Genomic DNA, 23184 nt, shown 5'->3' with positions numbered 1-23184 from the left:
ATCAGCAAGGCGGCCGATGACGAGAAACGCTCGATGCTCGACAAGACGGACGATATTTCGGTCGCCGCCGACAATTGGCTTGTGCAGTTCGAAGATGCGTTGGCCAGCCCCGACGATGTGCTGCTGAAGCCGCTGTTCCATCCCGACAGCTACTGGCGCGACGTGCTGGCGCTGAGCTGGAACATCCAGACCGTCAATCGGGCCTTCGCAATCATCGAGGAGCTGCCGGCGCATGCGCGTCACAGCGCGCCGCATGACTTCCGCATCGATGCCGAGCGCGCGGCGCCACGCCGGGTGACACGCGCCGGTACCCATGCGATCGAGGCGATCTTCAAATTCGAGACGGCGGTTGGCCGCGGCCACGGCATCGTACGACTGATCCCCGATGCCGCCGACGACGATCGCCTGAAGGCCTGGACCTTGCTGACGACGCTCGAGGAGCTGAAGGGTTTTGAGGAGCAGCAGGGCCACACCAGGCCGCGCGGACAGGCCTATTCGCGCGACTTCCGCGGCCCCAACTGGCTCGACCTGCGCAAGGCATCCGCCGAATATGTCGACCGCGACCCCGATGTGCTGGTGGTCGGCGGCGGACAGGCCGGGCTTGCGATCGCCGCGCGGCTGCAACAGCTCAAGATCGACACGCTGATCGTCGACCGCGAGGCGCGCGTCGGCGACAATTGGCGCAAGCGCTATCACGCGCTGACCCTGCACAACCAGGTGCAGGTCAATCACCTGCCCTACATGCCGTTCCCGCCGAACTGGCCGACCTACATCCCGAAGGACAAGCTCGCCAACTGGTTCGAATCCTATGTCGACGCCATGGAGCTGAACTTCTGGACCGGCACGGAATTTGTCGGCGGCAGCTATGACGACGCGGAAGGGCGTTGGAGTGTCGAGTTGCGCCGCGCCGACGGCACGACACGGACAATGCAGCCGCGCCATGTCGTGATGGCGACCGGCGTCAGCGGCATTCCCAACTTGCCCGACATCCCGGGCCTGAAGAATTTTTCCGGCAAGGTCATGCATTCCAGCCGCTACGAGGATGGCGAGAGCTGGACCGGCAAGAGCGCGCTCGTGATCGGCACCGGCAACAGCGGCCACGACATCGCGCAGGATCTGCATTCCTCCGGCGCCGACGTCACGCTGGTTCAGCGCTCCTCGACGCTGATCACCAATATCGAGCCGTCGGCGCAGCTTGCCTATGCCGCCTACAATGAAGGTACGCTGGAGGACAATGATCTGATCGCGACCTCGATGCCGCTTGTGCTCGCCAAGCGCAGCCATGTGCTGATGACCGAGCAGTCGAAGCAACTTGACAAGCCGCTGCTCGACGGCCTCGCGCGCAAGGGCTTCAAGCTCGATTTCGGCGATGGCGGCACCGGCTGGCAGTTCAAATACCTGACCCGCGGCGGCGGCTATTACTTCAACGTCGGCTGCTCCGATCTCGTCGCGAGCGGTGCGGTCGCCCTGCAGCAATTCGCCGACATCGAGACCTTCGTAAGCGAGGGCGCGCGGCTGAAGAACGGCGAGATCGTTGCCGCCGACCTGATCGTGCTCGCGACCGGCTACCGGCCGCAGGAAGAGCTGGTGAAGAAACTGTTCGGCGAGGCGGTGGCCGCGCGCGTCGGCCCGATCTGGGGCTTTGGCGACGGCCAGGAGCTGCGCAACATGTACACCCGCACGCCGCAGCCCGGCCTGTGGTTCATCGCCGGCAGCCTCGCGCAATGCCGCATCAACTCGCGCTATCTCGCATTGCAGATCAAGGCGATCGAGGAAGGCCTGTTGCCGCGCGACGTCGGACCGCGGGCGGGCTTTTCATAGAAACCTGCCGTCGTTCCGGGATGCGCGAAGCGCGGACCCGGAACCTCGAGATTCCGGGTTCGATGCTGCGCATCGCCCCGGAATGACGATCTTGGGGAGACATCTTATGCCAATCACCCTCGGCACCGGCGAACACCGCTATCGCGTGGTGGAGAACTTCGCAAAGCTCCCCGACGGCTGGAGCCTGACGGATGTCGCCTCCGTCGCCGTCGACAGCAAGGACCGCGTCTATGTCTTCAACCGCGGCAACCATCCGATGGTGGTGCTCGACCGCGAGGGGAATTTCATCAAGAGCTGGGGCGAAGGCGTGTTCTCGCGCGCCCACGGCCTGCACATCGACGCCGACGACAATCTCTATTGCACCGATGACGGCGACCACACCGTGCGCAAGTGTTCAACCGACGGCAGGGTGGTGCTGACGATCGGCATCCCGAACAAGCCGGCGCCGTTCATGAGCGGCGAGCCGTTCCATCGCTGCACCCATACCGCGCTGTCGCCGAAGGGCGAGATCTATGTCTCCGATGGCTACGGCAATGCCTGTATCCACAAGTACACGCCGGATGGCAGGCTGATCAAAAGCTGGGGCGAGCCCGGCACCGATCCCGGCCAGTTCAACATCGTGCACAACATCGCGACCGACGCCGATGGCTGGGTCTACGTCGCCGACCGCGAGAACCACCGCGTCCAGGTGTTCGACGGCAACGGCAGATACGAGACGCAGTGGAACAACCTGCACCGGCCCTGCGCGCTGTGCTGCTGCGGCGGCGGCAAGCAGCCGAACTTCGTGATCGGCGAGCTCGGCCCCGGCATGGCCGTCAATCGCAAGGTGCCCAATCTCGGCCCGCGGCTGTCGATCGTGGATCACACCGGAAAGCGCATCGCGCGCCTCGGCGGCGAACAAGGCCCCGGCATCGAGACCGGAAAATTCCTGGCGCCGCACGGCATCGCGCTGGATTCCCGCGGCGACATCTATGTCGGCGAGGTCGGCGTCACCGACTGGAAGACCAGCTTTCCGGACACCGAGATGCCGGCCGCGGTGCGCGTGACGCGGTGCCTGCAGAAGCTGGAGAAGGTTTAGATTCAGTCTCCCACCGTCACTCCATCACCGTCACCCTGAGGAGCGCGCATCGCGCGCGTCTCGAAGGGTCGACGGCCCCGGCTGGTGGCCGTGCATCCTTCGAGACGCCGCTTCGCGGCTCCTCAGGATGACGGGTCGAAAAGCGCTCCCGCGCAATCAAATCTCGCCGATCACCTCGCGGCGGCGCTGCTCGGATTCTTCCGCATAGCGCCGCATGGCGTGCGCTTCGGTGAGCAGGCCGATCGGCCGCCGGTCGCCGTCGCCCCCGACCACGGCGAGCGATTCCGCTTCGGCCGCGTCGAACACCGCGATCGCCTCCTGCACGTTCATGCCGGGATGCAGCACCACGTCGGCGTAGCGCAGAATGCCGGCAAGCCCCTTGTCGGCCTCGAGATCCGGCGCGTGCGCTTCGGCGACCAGCGCAAGCCCCGCGTAGTGCCCCTCGCCGTCGACCGCGACGACCTGGGTCTTCGAGCCCGGCGGGAATTCCTCGCGGAACGTCTCGATCGGCATCGCGGCGTTCACCGTCGTCATGTCCTGCCGCATCATCTTGCCGACCGTGAGATCGCGGATCCAGCCGATATCGGCGGCGCTGCGGATGGTCTCGCCGCGCAGATGCAAACGCCAGGTCGCGAACGAATAGCCGAACAGCTCGCGCGTGATCGTGGTCGAGATGATGACCGCGACCAGCACCGCGGTCGTGAGCCAGAGGTTGCCGGTGGATTCCAGCGCGATGAACGACATCGTGAGCGGGCCGCCGATCACCGAGGCCGACAGCGCGCTCATGCCGATCACCGCATAGGCGTTGGGGTCGAGGTTCAACCCCGGCCACACGATGTCGACGCCGGCCGCGAACAGCCGGCCGCCGAGCGCACCCATGAACAACGTGGCGAAGAACAATCCGCCGCGGAAGCCCGAGCCGAGCGAGACGATCGAGGCCACCGCCTTCAGCGCGAACACGCCGGCGATGAAGGCAAGCGGCATCGCCACGATGCCGGCGAAGCGCAGCGCGCCGTGGCCCGACGACATCACCTGCGGCGTGAGTAGCGCCATCGCGCCGACCGCAAGCCCGCCGAGCGCCGGCCGCAATGGCGGCCACAGCCGGCTCTTGGTCAGCAGCGCCTCGCACAGCGTGACCCCGCGCATGATCGCGATCCCGGTCAGCGCCGCGACCATGCCGAGCAGCGCGGCGATCGCAAGATCCCGTCCGAGCACATCGCCGACGGTTCCGACGCCGACGCCGAGCGGCAGCGGCTCAAAGGCATGGGCGACGAAGTAGCCGGTCACCGCCGCCACGCCGACCGGGGTCAGGCTGGCCGGCGTATAGCCACCGATCACAAGTTCGAAAGCGTAGAACGCGCCCGCCAGCGGCGCGCTGAACGCGCCGGCGATCGCCGCCGCCGCGCCGCAGCCGACCATGATTCGCTGGTCGTTGCGGCGAAGGTGAAAGCCGCGGCCGAGCGATGCGGCGAGGCCGCTGGAGAGCTGGGTATAGCCGGCCTCGAGCCCGACCGAGCCGCCGACGCCGCTCGACCAGATCGTCTGCAGCGCCACGATCACGCTGCCGCGGAACGACATCCGCCCGCCATAAAGCGCGTTGGCTTCGATCGGGTCGATTTCGCGGGCCGGCCGGACCCGGAGCAACAGAAGGAACGCAAATCCCAGCAGCAGGCCGCCGATCGTGGGAACCACGAGCGCGCGCACGGGATCGATGCTGGGCTGGCTCGACAACCGGTCGCCGAGCGGCAGATTGAACAGCACCGAATGCAGCACCGTGACGAGGCCGCTCATGACCGCCACCACGAGGCCGCCAATGGCTCCGATCAGCACCGCCAGCACCACAAGGCTCGTCTCGTGCGCGCGCACGAACGCGCGCAACCGGCGCGGCGCCTCGAGATAGCTTGAGGTCGTGGTCATCGGCAGGGTCCGTCACTGGCCGACAGGGCCTTGCGGCTCCCTTTACGGGCCTCGCGGGCGGGAGGCAATCGGGGCAGGAACATGGCAGGGCGCGGCGGATAAGCCGCTCATTGCTCTTCACAATCCCGTCACGCTGCCTGTAGTATGTGAGTGCATGCTGCTTCGCAGCTAATGGGAGTCAGGAGCGTTATTTGAACGCACATGTCTCGCAAGGCGGTTGGCCGGTGCTGGTCTTGAATGCGGACTTCCGGCCGCTGAGTTATTACCCGCTGTCGCTCTGGTCCTGGCAGGACGCGATCAAGGCGGTGTTCCTCGATCGTGTCAACATCGTCGAATATTACGACCGGGCGGTACGAAGTCCGTCCTTCGAAATCCAGCTGCCGAGCGTTGTATCCCTCAAGTCCTTCGTCAAGCCGACCACCCACCCCGCCTTCACCCGGTTCAACGTTTTCCTGCGCGACCGATTCAGCTGCCAGTATTGCCTGTCGGGCGACGATCTCACCTTCGATCACATCATTCCGCGCAGCAAGGGTGGCCAGACCACCTGGGAGAACGTCGTCGCCGCCTGCTCGCCCTGCAATTTGCGCAAGGGCAATCTGACGCCGCAGCAGGCCAAGATGTTTCCGAAGCAGACGCCTTACGCTCCGACCGTGCATCAGCTGCATCGCAACGGCCGGCTGTTTCCGCCGAACTATCTGCACGAGAGCTGGCTCGATTATCTCTACTGGGATACTGAGCTCGATCCGTAGACCGCGTTGGCGCGCCTCGTCCTCACAGCGAATGCAAGCCGTACTGCTATGGTTTGGAATCAGGTGGGTCGTTTGGTGAGCGCTGCCTCGCCCTCCTCGCGGCCGGGAACGCTGACGTGAACCTCGTGCCCCATCCTGATCGCCAGTGCCGCGGCGGCCACCGCCGATTCGAATGCAGCTTCCTTGGTGGCGTATCCGCCGTTGAGATTGCCGTCGTGCAGGACGCCCCATTCCTCGCCGGCCGCGATCACCGCATATTGAGCCAATCCCATCGTCTCCTCCTTGCGCCAGCGGCGCTGCGACAGGTCTCATTCCGCTTGTATCTCTCGCGGACGACCTCCCCGCCGGCCTGCACCGTGCGCCTGCTGCGAAAATGGTGCTGAAGCGCGCCGAAGATCAAAGCGGTCAGCTGGCGAGCCGTTTGGCGACGGCAATGGCTTCATCGCGGTCGGTAACCGGCTGGCCGGTTGCATCGATCACGCGCTCATCATTCACAATCGCGAAGTGAAAGGCGGGCATTCGCTATCTCCGCGCATCACTGCGTATTCGATTCATGCCACTTTTCCAGGTCCGGCTTCTCGTCTCCGGAGCGCTTCGCGTCTCCGGAGCGCTGCTCCTTCTCCGGGTTTCCCTTCCACGGCTTGTCGGTTTGCGCGTGGGAACCCCAGTCGCTCGGGCGTCCGGAATCCGGCGTGACAGGCTTTCTGTTCATGACAATCTCCTCAGGAACAGAAGCTTCTGTATCCCGATGCGTTCCTAACCGGCCGCGCTCAAGGTCCGCTCGCAACCGACCATAACCAGCGCATCAAGGTCGATCGTGCAGCAGTATTGACGCTCCCTCACGCAGGATCGCATTTGCGTGATCATCCGCGATGTTCGGAGCTATATAGTTGTAGCCTAATAGTTCGCATCCTATCTAATTCGCATGCCGCCTTCGCAGTCCCATATCCATGCCGAGATCGGCCGCCTGGTGACCAGGCTCGCCCGGATCTGGCGCCGCGAGTCGGATCAGGCCTTGTCCGACCACGGCCTGTCCTACGCGACGGCGATTCCGCTGCTGGTGCTGTCGCGCCAGGGGGAAACCGTCCGGCAGGGCGTGCTTGCCGACGAACTGGGCATCGAGGGGCCTTCACTGGTGCGGCTGATCGATCTGCTCCAGTCTGAAGGCTTCGTCGAGCGCCGCGAGGACCCGACCGACCGGCGCGCCAAGACGCTGCATCTCACCGCGACCGGCGAAGCCAAGGTCGAGGAGATCAACCGGGTGCTGCGCCGCGTGCGGGCCAGCCTGCTGAAGGATATCGGCAGCGCGGAACTTGCGGTAACCTTCGAGACGCTGCAGCTCATCGAGCAGCGGGCGAGCCGCCTGCAGGGCGCCAGGACTACGCCAGCCAAGACAGTTCCAGAGGCGAAATAGTCATGCGCGCGGAAGAGCCGTTCCTGGTCCGCCACGCGGACCTCGTCTTCGCGTTGAAGACGTTCGCGGCGTCGATGCTGGCGCTTGTCATCGCCCTGGCGATCGATCTGCCGCGCCCCTATTGGGCGATGGCGACGGTCTATATCACGTCGCAGCCGCTGGCCGGCGCGACCAGCTCGAAGGCGTTCTTCCGCGTGATCGGCACCCTGGTCGGCGCGAGCGTCACGGTCGCCCTGGTGCCGAACCTGGTCAATGCGCCGGAACTGCTGTGCCTCGTGATCGCGCTCTGGGTCGGGCTCTGCCTTTATCTGTCGCTGCTCGACGGCACGCCGCGCAGCTATGTCTTCATGCTGGGCGGATATACCGTCGCACTGATCGGCTTTCCGTCGGTGGCCGACCCGGGCAGCATCTTCGATGTCGCGCTGGCACGGGTCGAGGAAATCTCGCTCGGCATCATCTGCGCGAGCCTGGTGTCGACAGTGGTATTTCCGCGCAGCGTCGCGCCGGCGGTCGGCGGCCGCGTCAGGAGCTGGCTGTCGGATGCGCGCCGCCTGTCCCGCGACGTGCTGCTTGACCGCGGGACCAGCGAGACGCGCCGGGCCCAACGCCTTCGTCTTGCAACCGACATCGTCGAGATCGATACGCTGGCGACCCATGTCGCCTATGACCGGCTGGCCGACGTCGGCACCGTGCGCGGCCTCGGTGAGGTCCGGCTGCGCATGCTGATGCTGTTGCCGATCATCACCTCGATCGAAGACCGGCTTGCCGGACTCGGCGAGGCGGCGCTGCAGAAGCAACCGGAGCTACGGCGCCTGATCGAGGATCTCGCCGCATGGATTGTGGACGAGGATCGCCTGCGGCAATCCGGCGAGCAGATCCGCGCTGCAATCGCCGAGCGGCAATCCGCGCTCGACGGCGTCGCGTCGCGGGAGCGCATCATCACGATCAGCCTGCTGCTCCGGCTGCGCGAGCTTGTCGACATCTCGGCCGACTGCCGCGCAATAGGTGATGCGATTGCCGCGGGCCGGGACATCTCCACTGTCCCGCTGGCATTCCATCCGGAGTCGGGGGCAGCGCCGGTCCGGCATCGCGACCACGGCATGGCGCTATGGTCCGCTGCGGGGGCGGCGGTCGCCATCCTGATCTGCTGCGGCCTGTGGATTGCGACCGGCTGGCCGGATGGCGCCTCGGCGCCGATGATGGCGGCGGTCGCCTGCTCCTTCTTCGCCGCGCAGGACGAGCCGGCGCGCAGCATCCGGGCCTTCGGGCTGTTTTCGCTGGTCGCGATCGTCGTCGTCGCGATTTACCAGTTCGCGCTGGTGCCGGGCATCTCCCACGTCGAGGTCCTGATCGCCGCGCTGGCGCCGACCTTCCTCCTGTACGGCTTTTTGATCGCACGGCCCAAAACCGCGCCGATCGGCATGGCGCTCGCCGCCAACACCGCGACGCTGCTCGCGCTGCAATCGACCTACAGCGCGGATTTCGCCAGTTTCGCCAACACGTCGGTCGCCTTCTTCCTCGGCGTTGTCATCGCGGAGATCGTGACGCGGATCGCGCGCGGCGTCGGCGCCGAATGGATCGCCAAGCGGCTGATGACGTCGAGCTGGCAGACCCTCGCGGTCGCCGCCGAGCGGCGCGGCCACGGCGATCGCGCGCAGTTTGCCGGCCTGATGCTGCATCGGCTCGGGCTATTGGTCCAGCGGATCGCCTTCATCTCCGAGAGCGACCGCCGCGATGCCGACAGCCTGGTCCAGCTGCGCATCGGGCTCAACATCATCGACCTCAGGCGGGCGCGTTACGGCCTCGCCGCATTGACCGTGCGTGCCATCGACGACATGCTGGACGACCTCGCGGCGGCGTTTCGCGCCCATGCGAACGAGGCAATGCCCGCCGAACTGCTGTCCTGCATCGATGCAGCGCTGACTGCGGTCGTCAAGGATCCCAATGAGCGCGCGCGGGACGATGCATTGCTCGGCCTTGTCGGCATCCGCCGCGGCCTGTTTCCGGATGCGCCCGCCTATCGATCGCAGCCCGAGGAGAGTTTTGCCGCATGAGATATGAGCTCGACATTTACGGCGTGCTCGTTCCGGCGCTGCTGCTGTGGCTCATCGTTGCCTATGCGCTGAGCGCGGTGGTGAGCCGGGTCATGCAGCGCTTCGGGTTCTACCGGCTGGTCTGGCATCGCGCGCTGTTCAATTTCGCCCTGTATGTATGCCTGCTCGGCGTCGTGGTCTATCTTTCGGAGTTTCTGCCATGAAAGGGAATTTCGCCTGGCTCGGTCGGGTTGCGCTGACCGCGATCGCCGTCATCGCCGCGCTCGCGGTCGCGCGTGCGCTCTGGGTCTACTATATGGAGGCGCCATGGACCCGCGACGGCAGGGTTCGCGCCGACATTGTGCAGGTTGCCCCCGACGTATCCGGCTTCGTCACCGACGTGCTGGTCAAGGACAATCAGCCGGTGCATCGCGGCGACATCCTGTTCCGGATCGATCGCGCACGCTTTGCCCTGGCACTGAAGCAGGCCGACGCGGCGGTCGCCGGCCATCGCGCGACATTGGATCAGGCCGACGCCGACCTCAAGCGCTACAGCTCGCTGACCACCGATGCGGTGTCGCAGCAGAAGCAGGAGCAGGTTCTGGCGACGCAGCTGCAGGCCAAGGCGGCCTATGACCAGGCGGTCGCCGACCGCGCCGTCGCGCAGCTCAACCTGGATCGCAGCGAGGTGCACGCTTCGGTCAATGGCACCATCACCAATATGGACCTGCGGCCGGGCGCCTACGTCACCGCGGGCAAGGGCGTGATGGCGCTGGTCGACACCGATACGCTGCATGTGGAAGGCTATTTCGAGGAGACCAAGCTCGCGCGCATCCGCGTCGGCGACAAGGCGCAGATCCGGCTGATGGGCGAGCCGGTGCGGCTCACCGGACATGTCGAGAGCATTGCGGCCGGCATCGAGGATCGAGACCGCGCGGCAGGCGCGAGCCTGCTCGCGAACGTCAATCCGACCTTCAGCTGGGTTCGGCTGGCACAGCGCATCCCCGTGCGCATCGCGCTGGATCACCTGCCGGATCGCATCGCGCTGGTCGCCGGCCGTTCGGCGACGGTCGAGATCATGGATTAGCCGGCTGGCCGGGCCGCTGCGACAGCATCGGGCCGGCCCGCTTGCTGCAGCTCGGTCGGCCGCACTCGGTTATCGCACGCCGTAGCGTGTGAAATCGTCGCCGATGCTGCCCTGGATCGCCTTGGCCGCCGCCATGTCGATATTGCCGCCGGCCTTGTCGCCCTGCTTCAACTTCGCCAGGCCGCGTCCATAAAGTGCGCTTGCGAGCTTGGGATCGATGCGAAGTGCGGAGCTGTAGTCGGCAATCGCCGCGCCAAGCTCGCCGGTCTTCAGATAGATCAGGCCACGCGAGTCATACGTCGCGGCGTTGGCGGGCCCCGATTGAAGGGCCTTGTTGCAATCCTCCAGCGCCGCCTGCAATTCGCCAAGGATGGCCCGGCTCCAGCAGCGTCCGCTCCACACCCCGTCCAGGTTCGGCTTGAGGCGAATGGCCTCATCGTAGTCCTGCGCCGCGCGCGCAAAATCGTTCTGCTTCAAATAGGCGCCGGCGCGATTGGCGAAGGCCTCGCCGTAATTCGGGTTGAGCCTGATCGCCTGATCGAAGGCGTCGGTCGCGCGATCGTATTCGCGCTTCCTGAGATAGGCCACGCCGCGGTTGTTGAACGGCTTGGTGTAGGTCGGATTGAGCTCGATCGATCGATCAAAATCCCGGATGGCGCCGTCGTAGTCCCCCTTGGCAGCGTAGGCGTTGCCACGGTTGTTGTAGGCGATCGCGAGGCCGGCAGGGGTCATGTCCTGACCCGCATCGATCAGCGCCGTGCAGGCAGCAACGCGCGCGTCGGCCGGTGTGCGATCGAGGCCGCTGCACAATCCGATAGTGCGGAGATAGTTGTCCTTCTTCGGGTTCTGCGCGACCGCCGGCAACGCGGGGAGCATCGCAACGAGAAGCGATGTCAGGCTGACAATTGCGCCGGCGCTTGCACGAAGTTTCATATCGGGCCTTGCTTGCACGAAACGGGCTGCGCCTGGCCTAGCACCCTCGACAGATGTTTGGATTGAACTTGTGGAGGGTGTTTTGCTCAGGTTGCTGCGGCTTTCGTGTCCCGACCTTCCTGACCTTGCTCTTGCCCTCTTCAACGAGCGTGGCGAACTTCACCGTTCCATCGTCCGATATCTCGATGCGTGGCGTGGTGCCTCGAATGCCCATCGTTGCCACGGGGGTGTCGATCTTCATGTCGCCGGTCTTTGCAATGTTGCCGGCAACGAAGGTGAAGGTCCCATTGGTCAGTTTGAGCAAGGTCGAGTTCGACTTGCCGTTCGGGTCGTACACGAACTCGGTCATCGCCATCTTGGCGTTGCTCGACAGATTGAACGAAGTGCCGTCGGAGAAATTGATCCCGACGCGTCCGTCAGCTCCAGTTTGCACCACGTCGCCCAGATAAACGGGGTCGCCAACCTGCGCCTGAGGCAGTTTGCCAGGCAGCCCTGCCTGAACGACGACTGCATTCGGATGCTCGATCGTGACCGAACCGGTGGCGGCGACGACCCTTCCGATGAATTTCAATTGAATATTGTCGACCGCGGGCTGGGCCGGTTCGGTTTGCGCCTGCACCTGGCCGGGCGCGAGCGTTGCGAGCGCCAGAACGAAACTTGCAAGCAATTGAACAATCAAATGGATGCGCACGATCCCCTCCACGAGAAGATCTTGTCGTGTCGTGGCTCGATGGTGATCGGGACCACCGGGCCGAGACCGCAGGACCTTGAGTGCCAGACGAGTTGTCGCAGACAGGCCTAAATGCCTGACGCAGTTCGACTAAAAATTAATAAGTGGACAATTTGCATGGTAATCATACTATTAATTTTGCGGGGCTGCACGCGCGATAAAGGACAACTGTTCTGTCCTTTTCGTAGGGCTCCCCATAGTATTGGAATTCCATTTTTACTGCCGAATTTGGTTTCAATCAGGACGTTTCAGCGGACAAGCCTATGGCTGACGGCACGGGGTTTTTCGCCGCGTGGCCGAACCAAGCCAAAATAAAAAGACTGCGGCGCCACCTTCCGCTCGAACTGCCTAACAGGCAAAAAGCCAATGTTTGTTGCGTCCGGCGTAGAGTTCGGGGACGCGTGCATGGCCGTTTTGGGCCAGCCGCCCCGTGTGGTTGGCACTGTTTGGACGACGATCGGTTGCGGCACGATCGCGCGTGCCCGCGGCGTACCGATTCAAATCGTAGCTGGCGATCCCGTTCGCCAGGGTGACGTCATCGAGGTCGGAGCCGGCGGGCAGATCGAAATCCGCCTGGTCGATGGCAGGCTGCTCAATTTGCCGGCCGGTACCCGGCTGGAATTGGGCGACATCGCGCAAGCCCCCGGTGGGAGCTTGCGGCCGGGCCCGTTCGCGAAAGCCAGAAGCCTCTTCCGCCTCATCGGCAGCCGGCTGGCAGGATCTGCCGTCCTGACGGCTGACACACCGGTTGGCACCATCCGGGCCAGCGGCCTCGGCATGCTGTCGTTGGCCGCCCTGACTTTCTCGCTGCTGGAGGACGCCCGCGCCGCGGAGCCGAACGTCACGTTCCTGGACGACGACAGCATCAAATACAAGGACCTCCACCACGGCGTGTTCGAGCTCGTGACCAAGGAGGCGATCCCCCGTCATATCATCGTCGAGGATCCCGAAGAGACGATCATTCTGAGCAGAAGAGGATCCTCCGTCGGCGTGAACCATGCCACGAATTCCCCTGCGCACATGGAGGAATTACGGGAGGCCCAACAGGAGACGCTTGCCTATTTCGAGAAAGGACCGGCATCGAAAGGGTCCGGCATGCCCGCTCTCGAAGGGGGCCAGCTGCTGCTACCAATCAATTTTATTCAGCAGTCCCCGCTGTCGCCGGTGCAAGATACGCTCGGGCCGCTGCCGGTCGCGATCTTCGCGAAAAATGATCTCTTCAAGCTGCCGCCGACTCCGCCGAAGCTGAACCTCGGATCGGGGCCGACTGAAATCGATACGGTGATATTTGACGATTTCAATGCGGCGAACGGGACCTTTTCCGCGAGCAGCATCAAGGGCGGCGCGCTGAAATTCGGCATCAGCGGAGGCGCCACAGGCGATACGGTGCTGGGACAGGCGACCTACGACGTGTCGAGCGTCGGTACATTTGGCACGCTCTATCTCAACAGTGCCACCGGAAACTACACCTTCGTTCCGAACAACACCGCAATCAACGCCCTGAAGGCCAACACGACCCAGAGCTTCGTGATCACGGTCTCGGACGGCTCGCTCTCGGCCAGCGAGAGCTTCAACATCAGCATCCTCGGCGCCGATGACGCGTCCATCATCTCCGGCACCAAGGCCGGCTCGGTGGTGGGCGCGGTCGGCGTCAGTCATGCCTCGCCCGGCCTGCTCATCGCACAGGGCACGCTCACCGACACCGATGTCGACGATCCCGTCAATACCTTCACCGCCGTGAACGTGCCGACGACAAGCGTTGGTGGCTACGGCTCATTCACGCTGACAACGGCCGGGGTGTGGACCTATACGCTCGACAACGCCAACAGCTCCGTGCAAGCCCTCCATGTCGGCGACGCGCTGACCGACAGCTTCACGGTGACCACGATAGGCGGTACCCCGCAGACGGTGACACTCGTCATCCATGGCCCCTTGATCGGGATCGGAACGGTGCCATCGCTGACGTTGAGCGAGACCCATCTGACGGCGACGACGCTGGACGACAACATCGCCGGCTCGGCACCCGATGCCGCGCTGACGACGAGCTCGGGCGAGTTCTCGGCGGCATTCGTCACCGCACCGGGTCTGACGGTCAGCTACGCACTGACGATCACCGGCGGCAACGGTACGGCGTCAGGGCTGATCGACTCGCACACCGGTCTCGCTGACCTGCTGGTTCTGAACGGCAATACCATCGAAGGCCATGTCGGCACAGCAAGCGGGGCGCTCGCATTCACTATCACGGTTGACCCGGCCACGGGCCGCGTGACCTTCGTCGAGCACCGCGCGGTGGAACAATCGTCGGGCACCAGCCCTGACGGCGGCGAAGGGATCGCGCTGGGGACCGGCCTCGTCAACCTGATCGCAACGGTCACGGAGAGCGACGGCCAGTACCAGGATCTCAGCATCGATCTCGGCAAGCAGCTGACGATCACGGACGATGGCCCGCGCATCGAGGCGGCGGGCACCGCCCCGTCGCTGACGCTGAGCGAGACGCATCTGACGGCAACGGCGCTGGATGACCACATCGCCGGCTCGGCACCGAACGCGGCGTTGACGACGACTTCCGCCGATTTCTCGACGGCGTTCACCTCGGTGCAAGGCGCCGATGGCGCGACCATCCGCTACGCGCTGACGATCACCGGCGGCAACGGCACGGCGTCGGGGCTGATCGACTCGCATACCGGCCTCGCCGACCTGCTGGTTCTGAACGGCAACACGATCGAAGGCCGCGTCGGCGCGACCAACGGCACACTGGCATTCATCATCACGCTCGATCCGGCCACGGGACGTGTCACCTTCACCGACTACCGGCCGGTGGAGCAGCCGCTCGGCACCAGCCCGGACAGCGGCGAAGCCGTCTCGCTGGCCGCGGGCATCGTGAGCCTGAACGCCACGATCACGGACAAGGACGGCGACTTCCAGAGCGCCAGCCTCGACCTCGGCAGCAGCCTAAGCATCAGCGACGATGGCCCCTGCATCCGGGCCAATTGCAACGCTCCGTCGCTCACGCTGAGCGAGACGCACCTGACGGCAACGGCGCTGGACGACCACGTCGCGGGCTCGGCGCCGGATGCGGCGCTGACGAAAATTTCCGCCGATTTCTCGACGGCGTTCACTTCGTTCCAGGGCGCCGACGGCGCGACGACTCACTATGCACTGACGATCAACGGAGGTGACTGCACCCCATCCGGTCTGATCGATTCGCATACCGGCTGCTCCGACGTGCTGGTTCTGAACGGCAACACCATCGAAGGCCATGTCGGCACAGCAAGCGGGGCGCTGGCATTCACCATCGCGGTTGATCCGGTCACGGGATGCGTCACCTTCACCGAATATCGCGCGGTGACGCATCCGTCCTGCGCCGGCCCTGACAGTGGCGAAGCCGTGTCGCTGACCGCCGGCGTCGTAAGCCTGGTTGCCACCATCACGGACAAGGACGGCGACTTCCAGAGCGCGTGCATCGACCTCGGCAAGCAACTGACGATCACGGACGATCACCCGATCATTTGCGGCTTCCCGGAGACCTTCGTCGCCGCTCAGGACCATCAGACTGCGACAGGCACCTACGATATCAATTTCGGCGCGGATGGCGATGCCGCGATGTTCGTTGCCATCCACAACGGTCCAGTCGGTTGCACGGGATATGATCTGGCCACGTCATGTCTGGGCAACGGCATTACCGCGGTGCACGTCACCGGACATGGCGATGATTACAGCTTCTACTATACGACCCATGAGGTGGGCGGCGGCGTCGAACTTGACGCGTATCTTGCCGATTGCGGCGGCAGGCTGGACGATCCTTATTTCAAATTGCTGATCGATCCGGATGGAACCTTCTGCTTTGATCTCGAGCACGCCGGGCCGTCGAAGGACGTCACCGTCAGCGGTTCCGATTTTGATGCCCCGATCTGCGGCACGCCGTCATTGACTGCTCCGGACGGACAGCTGGTGATTACCGGATCCGACTGCGCCGGCCATCCGCTCGATGTCAAGGCATCGGACTGCGGTATCGCAGTCGGCGATAGTGGACTGCAAATGGACCCGGCCGAGCAGTTGAATCTCGCCTTCACCGAGAAGCAGTCGCAGGTCAGCTTCAACCTCACGGAATGGCAGGGCTACGGCACCGCCGGTGTGATCCTGAAGGTTCTTGATGGCAGCGCCGATGTTCACGACTTCTGCATCGATGTTCCCAGGCCGCTCTGCGGCAGTGCCGGCTTCGTGGTCCAGGAGACATCGGATGCTTCGCTGATCGACACCTACACCTTTGATGCTGCGACGACGACGTATACACTTTACGTTGACAGGTCGTTTAATCAAGTCCAGGTCGACTACGATCGGGTGGAAGCCGGGTGTCCCACCTTCGCGGTCAACAACATCAGCTATACCGAAAAGACGAGCATCAATGCGGACCTGCTGTTCGATGTGGCGGCGGTCGATGCGGACGGCGATTCGGCTACGAGTAACCTTCAGGTCGATATTCAGTGCCACACGGCGGGGATGGACGCCTTCATATTCGCCGCCAGCCCGGACAGCCCCGCGCCGCCGGTCGGCGCCAGCGCTCCAGCGCCCGACGTTAGTCCGATGTCAACGAGTGGCCACGAGGACGCGGCGTTGTCTCTGGCCGTGTTGCCCTTTGTAGACGGCGGAGCATCCGGGCAGTCTTTTCATTTTGCGGAGGAGCTTCCGAGCCTTGAACAGCAGGGAGCTTCGTCCCCTTCACAATTCGATCAAAGCCCAACGTGGTTCGGTCACGACGACTCCGCCGGATTTCAGCTGGCGCAAGGAGTTGCAGCTGGTGGAACGCCGGCAATGGGGCCGGCCATCCCGGCACAAACAGATTTCTTCCCGGACCATACGCCGGACACCGTCGTGACCCATCCGCTACACGATCTGATCGTGTAGCGATCCCTTCGTGCAGCGATCCCCTTGGGCGCGTGGCCAAACTCCGGCCCGCGTCAAATGTTGGCGCGGGCCAGAAGGGTTTCTCGTGTCAGTGCCAGCCCTCGCCGGCCTTCAGCGCCGCCGAGAGGCTGCGCACCGGGCGCGTCACCAGCGGGTCGAGGTCGAAGCGCTTTTCGAGCATCTTGAGGATCGATGTCGTGTCGAAGTCCTCATGCGCGACGCCCGACTTGTTGAAGCGCTTGGCGATCAGGAGCGCCGGAATGCGGGTGCCCGGGCCCCACTGATCCGCAGCCTTGGCTTCGGCACCATGACGGTTGAACGGCGGCGGCGGAACGTGGTCCCACTGCCCGCCGAACTCGTCATAGGTGATGACGATCAGCGTGTCCTTGCCATCCGGCCCCTCGACGATCGCCTTGACGAGATCGACGAGATGCTGGCTGCCTTCGGACTCGCTGGTGTAGCCCGGATGCTCGTTCTCCTCGCCGATCGGCTTGATGAAGCTGACCTGCTTCAGCCGACCGGTCCTGGCCGCCTGGATGAACTCAGCCTCGTCCTTCAGGTGATCCTTGCGAGCCTGCGTTCCGGGAGCGTAGTTGGCGAAGTAGTTGAACGCCTGATGGTGGTACTGGAAATCCACGTCCGGGCAGTTCGGGAACACCGCCGTGGAGACATGGTTCGGATCGGTGCAGGTCGTGCCGTTGCCGTTGGTCCAGCCCGAAGCGCCGACGTCGCCGTTGGCGTTCGACCAGCCGCCCGAATACCAGGCCCAATCAACGCGCTTTGCCGACAGCCGATCACCGATGTTCGGCGTGTGCAGCGGCGGCAGGCGCTTGATGTCGGCGGTTCCCGGCGAATAGGGCTGATAGAACGGCTGCGTGGTGTTGATCGCGTAGTCGCCGCAGGCGAGGCCCGCCGGCAGGCCGGCCTGATTGCACTTCGCCGTCAGCTGCGCATCCTTCACGGTCGAGAGCGGCGTGTAGAGCGGCGTGCTGGTCGGCATGCCGTTGGCGTCGACGATCGAATGGAAGTCGTTGGCGCTGCCGTCATTCAGGGCACCGACGAACTGCGGCGCCGCGGCGGCGACGAAGAACTGGTGGTTGAGGAATGAACCGCCGAACGCGCCCTGGAAGAAACTGTCGGCGATGATGTAGTTCGGCGCGCCGTGGCCGTGGAGATAGCCGTAGATCGGCAGCTTCTTGGTGTCGTAATAGCCCATCACCAGACCGGCCGCATCGCTGCCGGTCATGTAGCGGTTCTGCCGGCCGCCGTTGAGCTGATACTGCTCGCTGTAGAAGCGGTGCACGATGTCCGCGGTGCAGCCGCCGGGCGCGCCGGTGCCGTTGAGGAAACCGTGAGCCGCGAAAGCGCCGAGCGGCTTCGGGCAGGTGGTGGCCGAGGTCGGAATGAACTCGTTGATCTCGAACGGCTTGTTCTTGAAGGCGCTCAGGATCGCGACCGTGCCCGTATTGTCGGTGCAGCTCGTCGGTTGCGGCGACGGAGAGGTCAGGTTGACGTCGTTCTGCAGCAGGCAGGCATAGACGGTCTGGTTGTCCTGCCGAACCTGCAGGGTGTGCGCCTGATCGGCATAGGATATGCCGTTGATCTGGTCGCGGCCGACGTCGCCCCAATGGCCGTAGAGGTTATCGAAGCTGTGGTTCTCCTGATAGATGACGACGATGTGCTTGTATTGATGCACGCCTTCATGGCCGCGATCCCGCAGATCGCGCAGCTCGTCCCTGATCTCGTGCTTGAACTCATCAACGATCTTTTCGACCAAATTCTCTGCGTTTGCTACCGGCGAGATGGCAACGGCGCCAGCAACAACCGCGAGCGCCGGAATGGCTCCCCAAAGCCGCATAGTGCTCTCCTGATTTAGAAAGAAATAGAAATGGAGCTACACGCTATGCAAAACACATTTCGCTGGGATGACTGTTTTTCGACGCGCGCGCAAACGCGCGGAAAGATGCCCGCGCACCAACAGACATTCATGCTGTCGAACGCAGACTGCGTTGCGGTGCGCTGATCGAGCGTCATCAAACCGCAATCAAAATTCGTCTATCCAGTCAGATGGTCATTGATCCTGCCGACAGGAAACTGTCACCTCCGTGACATCTTCCGACGCACGGCAGCGCATATGCATTTGTGACAGGGGCGTTTTCGCGCAATGGCTTGGGATATTCTGGCATCCGGCTCCGGAAACCATCGTGCGGCAGCTGCCGATCGCGGCGTCAGGCCGGCACGGATCGCGTGGCTGGCGCTCGTCGTTGCCCTGCTCCCGTTGCGCGCGACGGCGTTCCCGCTCGGCGGCGACCAGACCGTGCTGCCGGCCGGCACCGAATTTTCCGAGGAGGCGCTGGCGCGTCCGCGCGAACTCTTTCATTCCGAAGCCATCGGCGGGCGAAAGTCCTATTTGGTCAATCTCGGCGATCTCGCGTTCAACTCGCCTTCCATCCTCGGCGGCAAGGCGCGTCAGGCGGAGATGAGCTGCGGCACCTGTCACGTCAATGGCGCATCGAACCCGAAACTGTTCGTTCCGGGCGCATCTTCGCGCCCCGGCACCTTCGATACGACCAGCCTTGTCTTCAACGCGAAGACGTTCAACAGCATCCTCGATCCGGTCAGGATTCCGAGCCTGCGCGGCGCCCGCTTCCTCGCCCCCTACGGACATGACGGGCGCATCACCTCGCTGCGCGACTTCGTCTATAATGTCATCGTCAATGAATTTTCCGGTCCGAAGCCGCGCGACGAAGTTCTCGACGGCCTCGTCGCCTATATCAACGATATCGATTTCCTCCCCAATCCGAAGATTGCACCCGCCGGCAGGCTTGCCGCGCAGGCGAGCCTGGCCGAGCGCCGCGGCGAGGCGCTGTTCTTCAAGCCGTTCCCGAAGCAGGCCGAGCTGAGCTGCGCCGGTTGTCATGTTCCGGGTGGCACCTTCAACGACCAGATGCGCCACGACGTCGGATCCGGTGGACTGGTCAAGACGCCGACTTTGCTGAACGCCAACTTCAACGCCCCGTATTTCCACGACGGCCGCTACGGCAGCTATGAACAGGTGGTCGATCATTTCGATCGCGTGTTCGACCTCGAACTGTCGACCCAGGACACCCAGGACCTCGTGGCTTATCTGAATGCGGTCGGCGACGGCGAACGCCCGTTCGACAAGGACGGCGTTATGCTCCGGATGAAAGAGGTACTCGAGCTCTCGAGCGTCCTCGAGGTCGCGATCCCGGCTGCCGATACTGCGGTGGTGTCGCTGGCAGTGACCGGGGTCGGGGCTGAGCTGCGCGAACTGACCGAGCGCATCCCGGACATCAGGAACACCGCGATCGGTGGCAAGGACGAGCGGCTGGCGGCGCGCGCGATCCTGAAGGACCTGGTTCTCACCCTGCGCCGCATTGATCTCGACGTCGCCGCCGGCCGTATCGACGATGCGATGGCCGAATATCGCAACTTTGCGCAGCTGGTGCACTTCGACGTACCCGTCGCCCTGAAAAAGGCCGAACCCTGGTCGCTGTTCAACAGCGACGTGCATCAGTCGCACTACACGGCGCTCGGCCGGATCCTGCCGGTAACAAGCCAGCAGTCGCAGTGACGGACGGCGTGCTCACTCCGAAGCCGGCGGCTCAACCCACACATCGCTCTGCCGGATCCGACGGATCAGCGCTTGCGGGTCGAACTTGCGCAAGCCTGCGGGAATTTCAAACGTCTGCGCCGGCTGCGGCTCGTCGCGGATGTGATCGGCAGCGATCACCGTGCCATCCGCGGTCTTGATCCGCACCGGAAATTTGCGCGCTCGGTCGATCCAGCCGACAAAACTCAAGCCGGGCGGCGCGGCGATTCGAAAGATGTCGGTGTCGTACCCCGCGATGGTTTCCTCTCCATCGCGTTGGCAGTGCCACGTCGCGAGGTCAATCGGCGCGGACAGCTGCGCCATCGCCAGCCATTGCCGGCAGGGATCATCCGGATCGACCGGAATGAACATCCGGGTGAGCGGGCTCGATTGCCGCGCGTCCATGTAAACCCGTGCCGCCGGACGGACGAAATAGGCTGCGGGCTTGCGCGTATCGATCAGGAAGAAGCCATCGGGCAGCGCGCTTGTCTCGATCCGTGCTTTTGCGCCGGAGACCCGCAAGGCTCCCATGGCGGCTGCCGCATCGTCCTTGTTCGCGACGAGGTCGGCGGAAAACTGCTGCGCCATGACCGGGATCGCCGCGCCGGCCAGGATGGCGACGGCAAGCAGCCCGGCCGCGACGCTGCTGCTGATCGAGCATGTCTTCTCGTTGCGCTTCATCGCGTGTCTCCGGTCGATCAGGTGGTGAGGACAGAACATGACGGCGCCGACCGAACCATTGGTTCGATCGGCGCCGCCCTCGGATGGAATCAAGACCTCGCTGTCGGCGAGAGCTTGATCACTCGGTGTAGGACAACGTGACCGGCTTGCTGAAGTCGAACGCGTCGAACAAGTCAGACAATGCAGGGCTGTTGGTCGGAACGTACTCGTTGTTCTTCGAGTAGGTCGGGTTCGGCAGGTTATCGCGGCTGCGGTTCGTGATCGGCTGGAGAGCCCAGTTGCGTTCGATGAACTTCAGCAGCGAAACGTGGTCGGCGTAGTTGTGGTTGACCTTGCCGCCCGTCGAATAGGGCGAAAGGATCAGGGTCGGAATGCGCGGTCCGTCGCCGAAGAAGTCGATGGACTGCTGGTAGCCGGAGTCCCAATAGCCGCCGGCCTCGTCCCAGGTGATGAAGACCGCGGTTTCAGCCTTCAGCTCCGGATTGTTGTCCAGCGAGTTGAGCACGTTCAGGACATAGGCCTCGAACAGATCAACCTTCGAGCTCTGCGGATGACCGTCGAGCAGGCCGTCCGGCTTGCCGAACGACACCGCAGGCAGCGTGTTGTTCTGGATCGCCGTGATCAGATCGGCAGTGTCCTTCATGTGAGCCTGGCGCACGGCCGGATTGGCCATGATCGAGGTCGCATACTGGAACGGATTGCAGATCTGGCAGTAGGCAACACCGAGCGCGTGCGCCGGATCGGCGACCGCAGCGGCGCTGAGGTTCGGGTTCGACGGATTGGCGGCAACCGCGGCGTTGGAAAGCGCCACGGCGTCGTTAAACGCGCCGCCATAGAACGCCCAGGAGATGTTCTTCTCCATGAGCGCATCGCCGATCGTGCGAACCGACGACGGCGGCACGTTGTTGCCGCCCGACAGCGCGCCGTTCGGCAGATAGCCCGGGTTGACGTTGTTGAGCATGTAGTAGTGGTTGGGCTTGCAGTTCGGCTCCGCCGCGTACGGCAGATTGTTGAGGTAGGTGACGATCGGCTTGACGCCGGGCTGGAAGACATCAGAGCAATTGCTCCAATTGCCATCGACGGTGTAGCGGTTGACCGAACCCGCGACCGGATTCGGATTGGCGATCAGGTTGGCCGGCGGCGTCACCGGATTGCCCTTGCCGTCGCTCCAGAAGGCCGCGTCGCCGGTACCGAGCATGAAGTGGTTCGCGCCGGTGCCGCCGTGGAACGACTGGTGGAAGTTGTCGCTCAGGGTGAAGCGGTCGGCCAGCATCTTCAGGACCGGAGCCTGACCCTGCTGGGCGTTGTAGAAGCCCATCGAGTTGGCCATGCTCTTGTTGGACGCCGAATAGGTCGCCATCACGAACGGGAACAGGTCGTTCAGGCAACCCGAATTGTTCTTCTTGGTGGCGTTGGCGGCGCTGCAGTCTTCCTGCTGCCAATCCTGATAGAAGCGATGGGTCGAGTCGCCGGTGTAGTCGTCGTCGCTGATCTGCTCGCCCTGCAGCTGGAACGGTCCGTTCAGACCACCGGCGCCGGGAATGCGGGTATCCAGCACACCGGTCGGCAGGCCGCTGAAGCCGGTGGTGAGGATATCGAGATCGGCCGGGTCCATGTCCTTCTCGACGCTGGCTTCGGCGATCGTCTTGAACGGAGCGCCGGTGTCGCTCTGCGCGGTCGGTGTGCCGGCCGTGTTCGGCTGCGGCATCGGGTTGGTCGCGTTGTAGGGCGACTTCCCGATCGTCGGTGCGCCGATATAGTACAAGGGCTGGCCCGCGACCGAGGACTGCTGCGCCAGCGCAAAGTTCGGTCCCGGCGTTCCATCCTCGTTGACGATGCCCTTCGACAACAGGTTAGAGATGGTCTGCCCCTTGCCCTTCGGCTTGTAGATACCGAAGGTGTGATCAAGGCCGCGGTTCTCACCGATCAGAATGATGACGTGCTTGATCGGCGACGCGGTCTTCACGCCGTGATCGCCGTCACCATGATGGCCATGATTCTCATGCTTCGCACGATCGCCCTCTTCGTGCGCCTGGTGATTGTGATGCGGACGCTTGTCCCAATCACTGCGACCGCCCGGATAGTGAGCGGCATATGCGGCTGTTGCGACGAGCACCGTTGACGCGATGCAGAGCGCGGTGCTGGTTCGCCAGTGCTTTTTGTAATTCAAACTCATTGTCGACCTCAGGGTGTTTGCGGTTAGCAACACACACTGCTTAGTGC

The 23184-nt window shown here is 63.9% G+C and carries 17 protein-coding genes; 9 read left to right on the top strand and 8 right to left on the bottom strand.

The window, feature by feature from the left end:
* Positions 1-33: 33 nt before the first annotated feature.
* Entirely contained in the window at positions 34-1821 is a 1788-nt protein-coding gene (locus JEY66_RS05155) for a flavin-containing monooxygenase (RefSeq protein ID WP_038375970.1), read from the top strand.
* 106 nt (positions 1822-1927) lie between these two features.
* Positions 1928-2899, top strand: coding sequence for a peptidyl-alpha-hydroxyglycine alpha-amidating lyase family protein (locus JEY66_RS05150; protein ID WP_018268962.1), 972 nt, complete (start codon positions 1928-1930; stop codon positions 2897-2899).
* Positions 2900-3055: 156 nt separating this feature from the next.
* Here JEY66_RS05150 and JEY66_RS05145 read toward each other — a convergent pair whose 3' ends face one another.
* Complete coding sequence (locus JEY66_RS05145; RefSeq protein ID WP_018268963.1) at positions 3056-4816, bottom strand: chloride channel protein; 1761 nt, start codon at positions 4814-4816, stop codon at positions 3056-3058.
* Positions 4817-5007: 191 nt separating this feature from the next.
* Here JEY66_RS05145 and JEY66_RS05140 point away from each other — a divergent pair, with 191 nt between their 5' ends.
* Entirely contained in the window at positions 5008-5565 is a 558-nt protein-coding gene (locus tag JEY66_RS05140; RefSeq protein WP_016845270.1) for an HNH endonuclease, read from the top strand.
* A gap of 59 nt (positions 5566-5624) precedes the next feature.
* On the opposite strand, the gene JEY66_RS05135 is transcribed toward JEY66_RS05140, so the two are convergent.
* Together JEY66_RS05135 and JEY66_RS05130 are read right to left on the bottom strand one after the other, a co-directional pair.
* Entirely contained in the window at positions 5625-5837 is a 213-nt protein-coding gene (locus JEY66_RS05135; RefSeq protein WP_026191889.1) for a hypothetical protein, read from the bottom strand.
* 263 nt (positions 5838-6100) lie between these two features.
* Positions 6101-6277 carry a hypothetical protein gene (locus JEY66_RS05130; protein WP_016845267.1) on the bottom strand — a complete coding sequence of 59 codons (177 nt, stop codon included), beginning with the start codon at positions 6275-6277 and terminating at the stop codon, positions 6101-6103.
* Between the two features lie 213 nt (positions 6278-6490).
* On the opposite strand from JEY66_RS05130, the gene JEY66_RS05125 reads away from it, so the two are divergent.
* The 4 genes from JEY66_RS05125 to JEY66_RS05110 are packed head-to-tail and all read left to right on the top strand — an operon-like array spanning position 6491 to position 10099.
* Positions 6491-6979, top strand: a complete 489-nt coding sequence (locus JEY66_RS05125) for a MarR family winged helix-turn-helix transcriptional regulator (RefSeq protein ID WP_016845266.1) — start codon at positions 6491-6493, stop codon at positions 6977-6979.
* Between the two features lie 2 nt (positions 6980-6981).
* The gene (locus JEY66_RS05120) at positions 6982-9033 is read left to right on the top strand and encodes an FUSC family protein (protein WP_018268964.1); all 2052 of its coding nucleotides are present in this window, start codon (positions 6982-6984) and stop codon (positions 9031-9033) included.
* Positions 9030-9236, top strand: coding sequence for a DUF1656 domain-containing protein (locus tag JEY66_RS05115; RefSeq protein ID WP_016845261.1), 207 nt, complete (start codon positions 9030-9032; stop codon positions 9234-9236). Before JEY66_RS05120 ends, JEY66_RS05115 begins: the two co-directional genes overlap by 4 nt.
* Positions 9233-10099, top strand: coding sequence for an efflux RND transporter periplasmic adaptor subunit (locus JEY66_RS05110; RefSeq protein WP_016845260.1), 867 nt, complete (start codon positions 9233-9235; stop codon positions 10097-10099). The genes JEY66_RS05115 and JEY66_RS05110 overlap by 4 nt, the downstream gene beginning before the upstream one ends.
* Positions 10100-10168: 69 nt before the next feature.
* On the opposite strand, the gene JEY66_RS05105 is transcribed toward JEY66_RS05110, so the two are convergent.
* Both JEY66_RS05105 and JEY66_RS05100 read right to left on the bottom strand, forming a co-directional pair.
* On the bottom strand, positions 10169-11032 hold the full coding sequence (locus JEY66_RS05105) for a tetratricopeptide repeat protein (RefSeq protein ID WP_016845259.1): 864 nt from the start codon (positions 11030-11032) through the stop codon (positions 10169-10171).
* A gap of 37 nt (positions 11033-11069) precedes the next feature.
* On the bottom strand, positions 11070-11723 hold the full coding sequence (locus JEY66_RS05100; RefSeq protein WP_370145942.1) for a FecR family protein: 654 nt from the start codon (positions 11721-11723) through the stop codon (positions 11070-11072).
* Between the two features lie 444 nt (positions 11724-12167).
* Here JEY66_RS05100 and JEY66_RS05095 point away from each other — a divergent pair, with 444 nt between their 5' ends.
* Positions 12168-16667: a DUF5801 repeats-in-toxin domain-containing protein gene (locus JEY66_RS05095; protein WP_018268965.1), complete on the top strand. Its 4500-nt coding sequence runs from the start codon at positions 12168-12170 to the stop codon at positions 16665-16667.
* A gap of 88 nt (positions 16668-16755) precedes the next feature.
* Here the strand turns inward: JEY66_RS05095 and JEY66_RS05090 are convergent, their stop codons facing one another.
* Entirely contained in the window at positions 16756-18525 is a 1770-nt protein-coding gene (locus JEY66_RS05090) for an alkaline phosphatase family protein (protein WP_018268966.1), read from the bottom strand.
* A 306-nt stretch (positions 18526-18831) separates the two neighbouring features.
* On the opposite strand from JEY66_RS05090, the gene JEY66_RS05085 reads away from it, so the two are divergent.
* Complete coding sequence (locus JEY66_RS05085; RefSeq protein ID WP_018268967.1) at positions 18832-20262, top strand: cytochrome c peroxidase; 1431 nt, start codon at positions 18832-18834, stop codon at positions 20260-20262.
* Between the two features lie 12 nt (positions 20263-20274).
* On the opposite strand, the gene JEY66_RS05080 is transcribed toward JEY66_RS05085, so the two are convergent.
* Positions 20275-20961: a hypothetical protein gene (locus tag JEY66_RS05080; RefSeq protein ID WP_240536813.1), complete on the bottom strand. Its 687-nt coding sequence runs from the start codon at positions 20959-20961 to the stop codon at positions 20275-20277.
* A gap of 118 nt (positions 20962-21079) precedes the next feature.
* Positions 21080-23131 (bottom strand): alkaline phosphatase family protein, encoded by a 2052-nt coding sequence (locus JEY66_RS05075; RefSeq protein WP_016845253.1) that lies wholly within the window; start codon positions 23129-23131, stop codon positions 21080-21082.
* Positions 23132-23184: the final 53 nt, after the last annotated feature.

It is taken from the genome of Bradyrhizobium elkanii USDA 76 (assembly GCF_023278185.1).
Taxonomy (GTDB): Bacteria; Pseudomonadota; Alphaproteobacteria; order Rhizobiales; family Xanthobacteraceae; genus Bradyrhizobium; species Bradyrhizobium elkanii.
The sequence above is the reverse complement of the archived record's forward strand: the minus strand, read 5'-3'. Positions and strand labels throughout refer to the sequence as shown.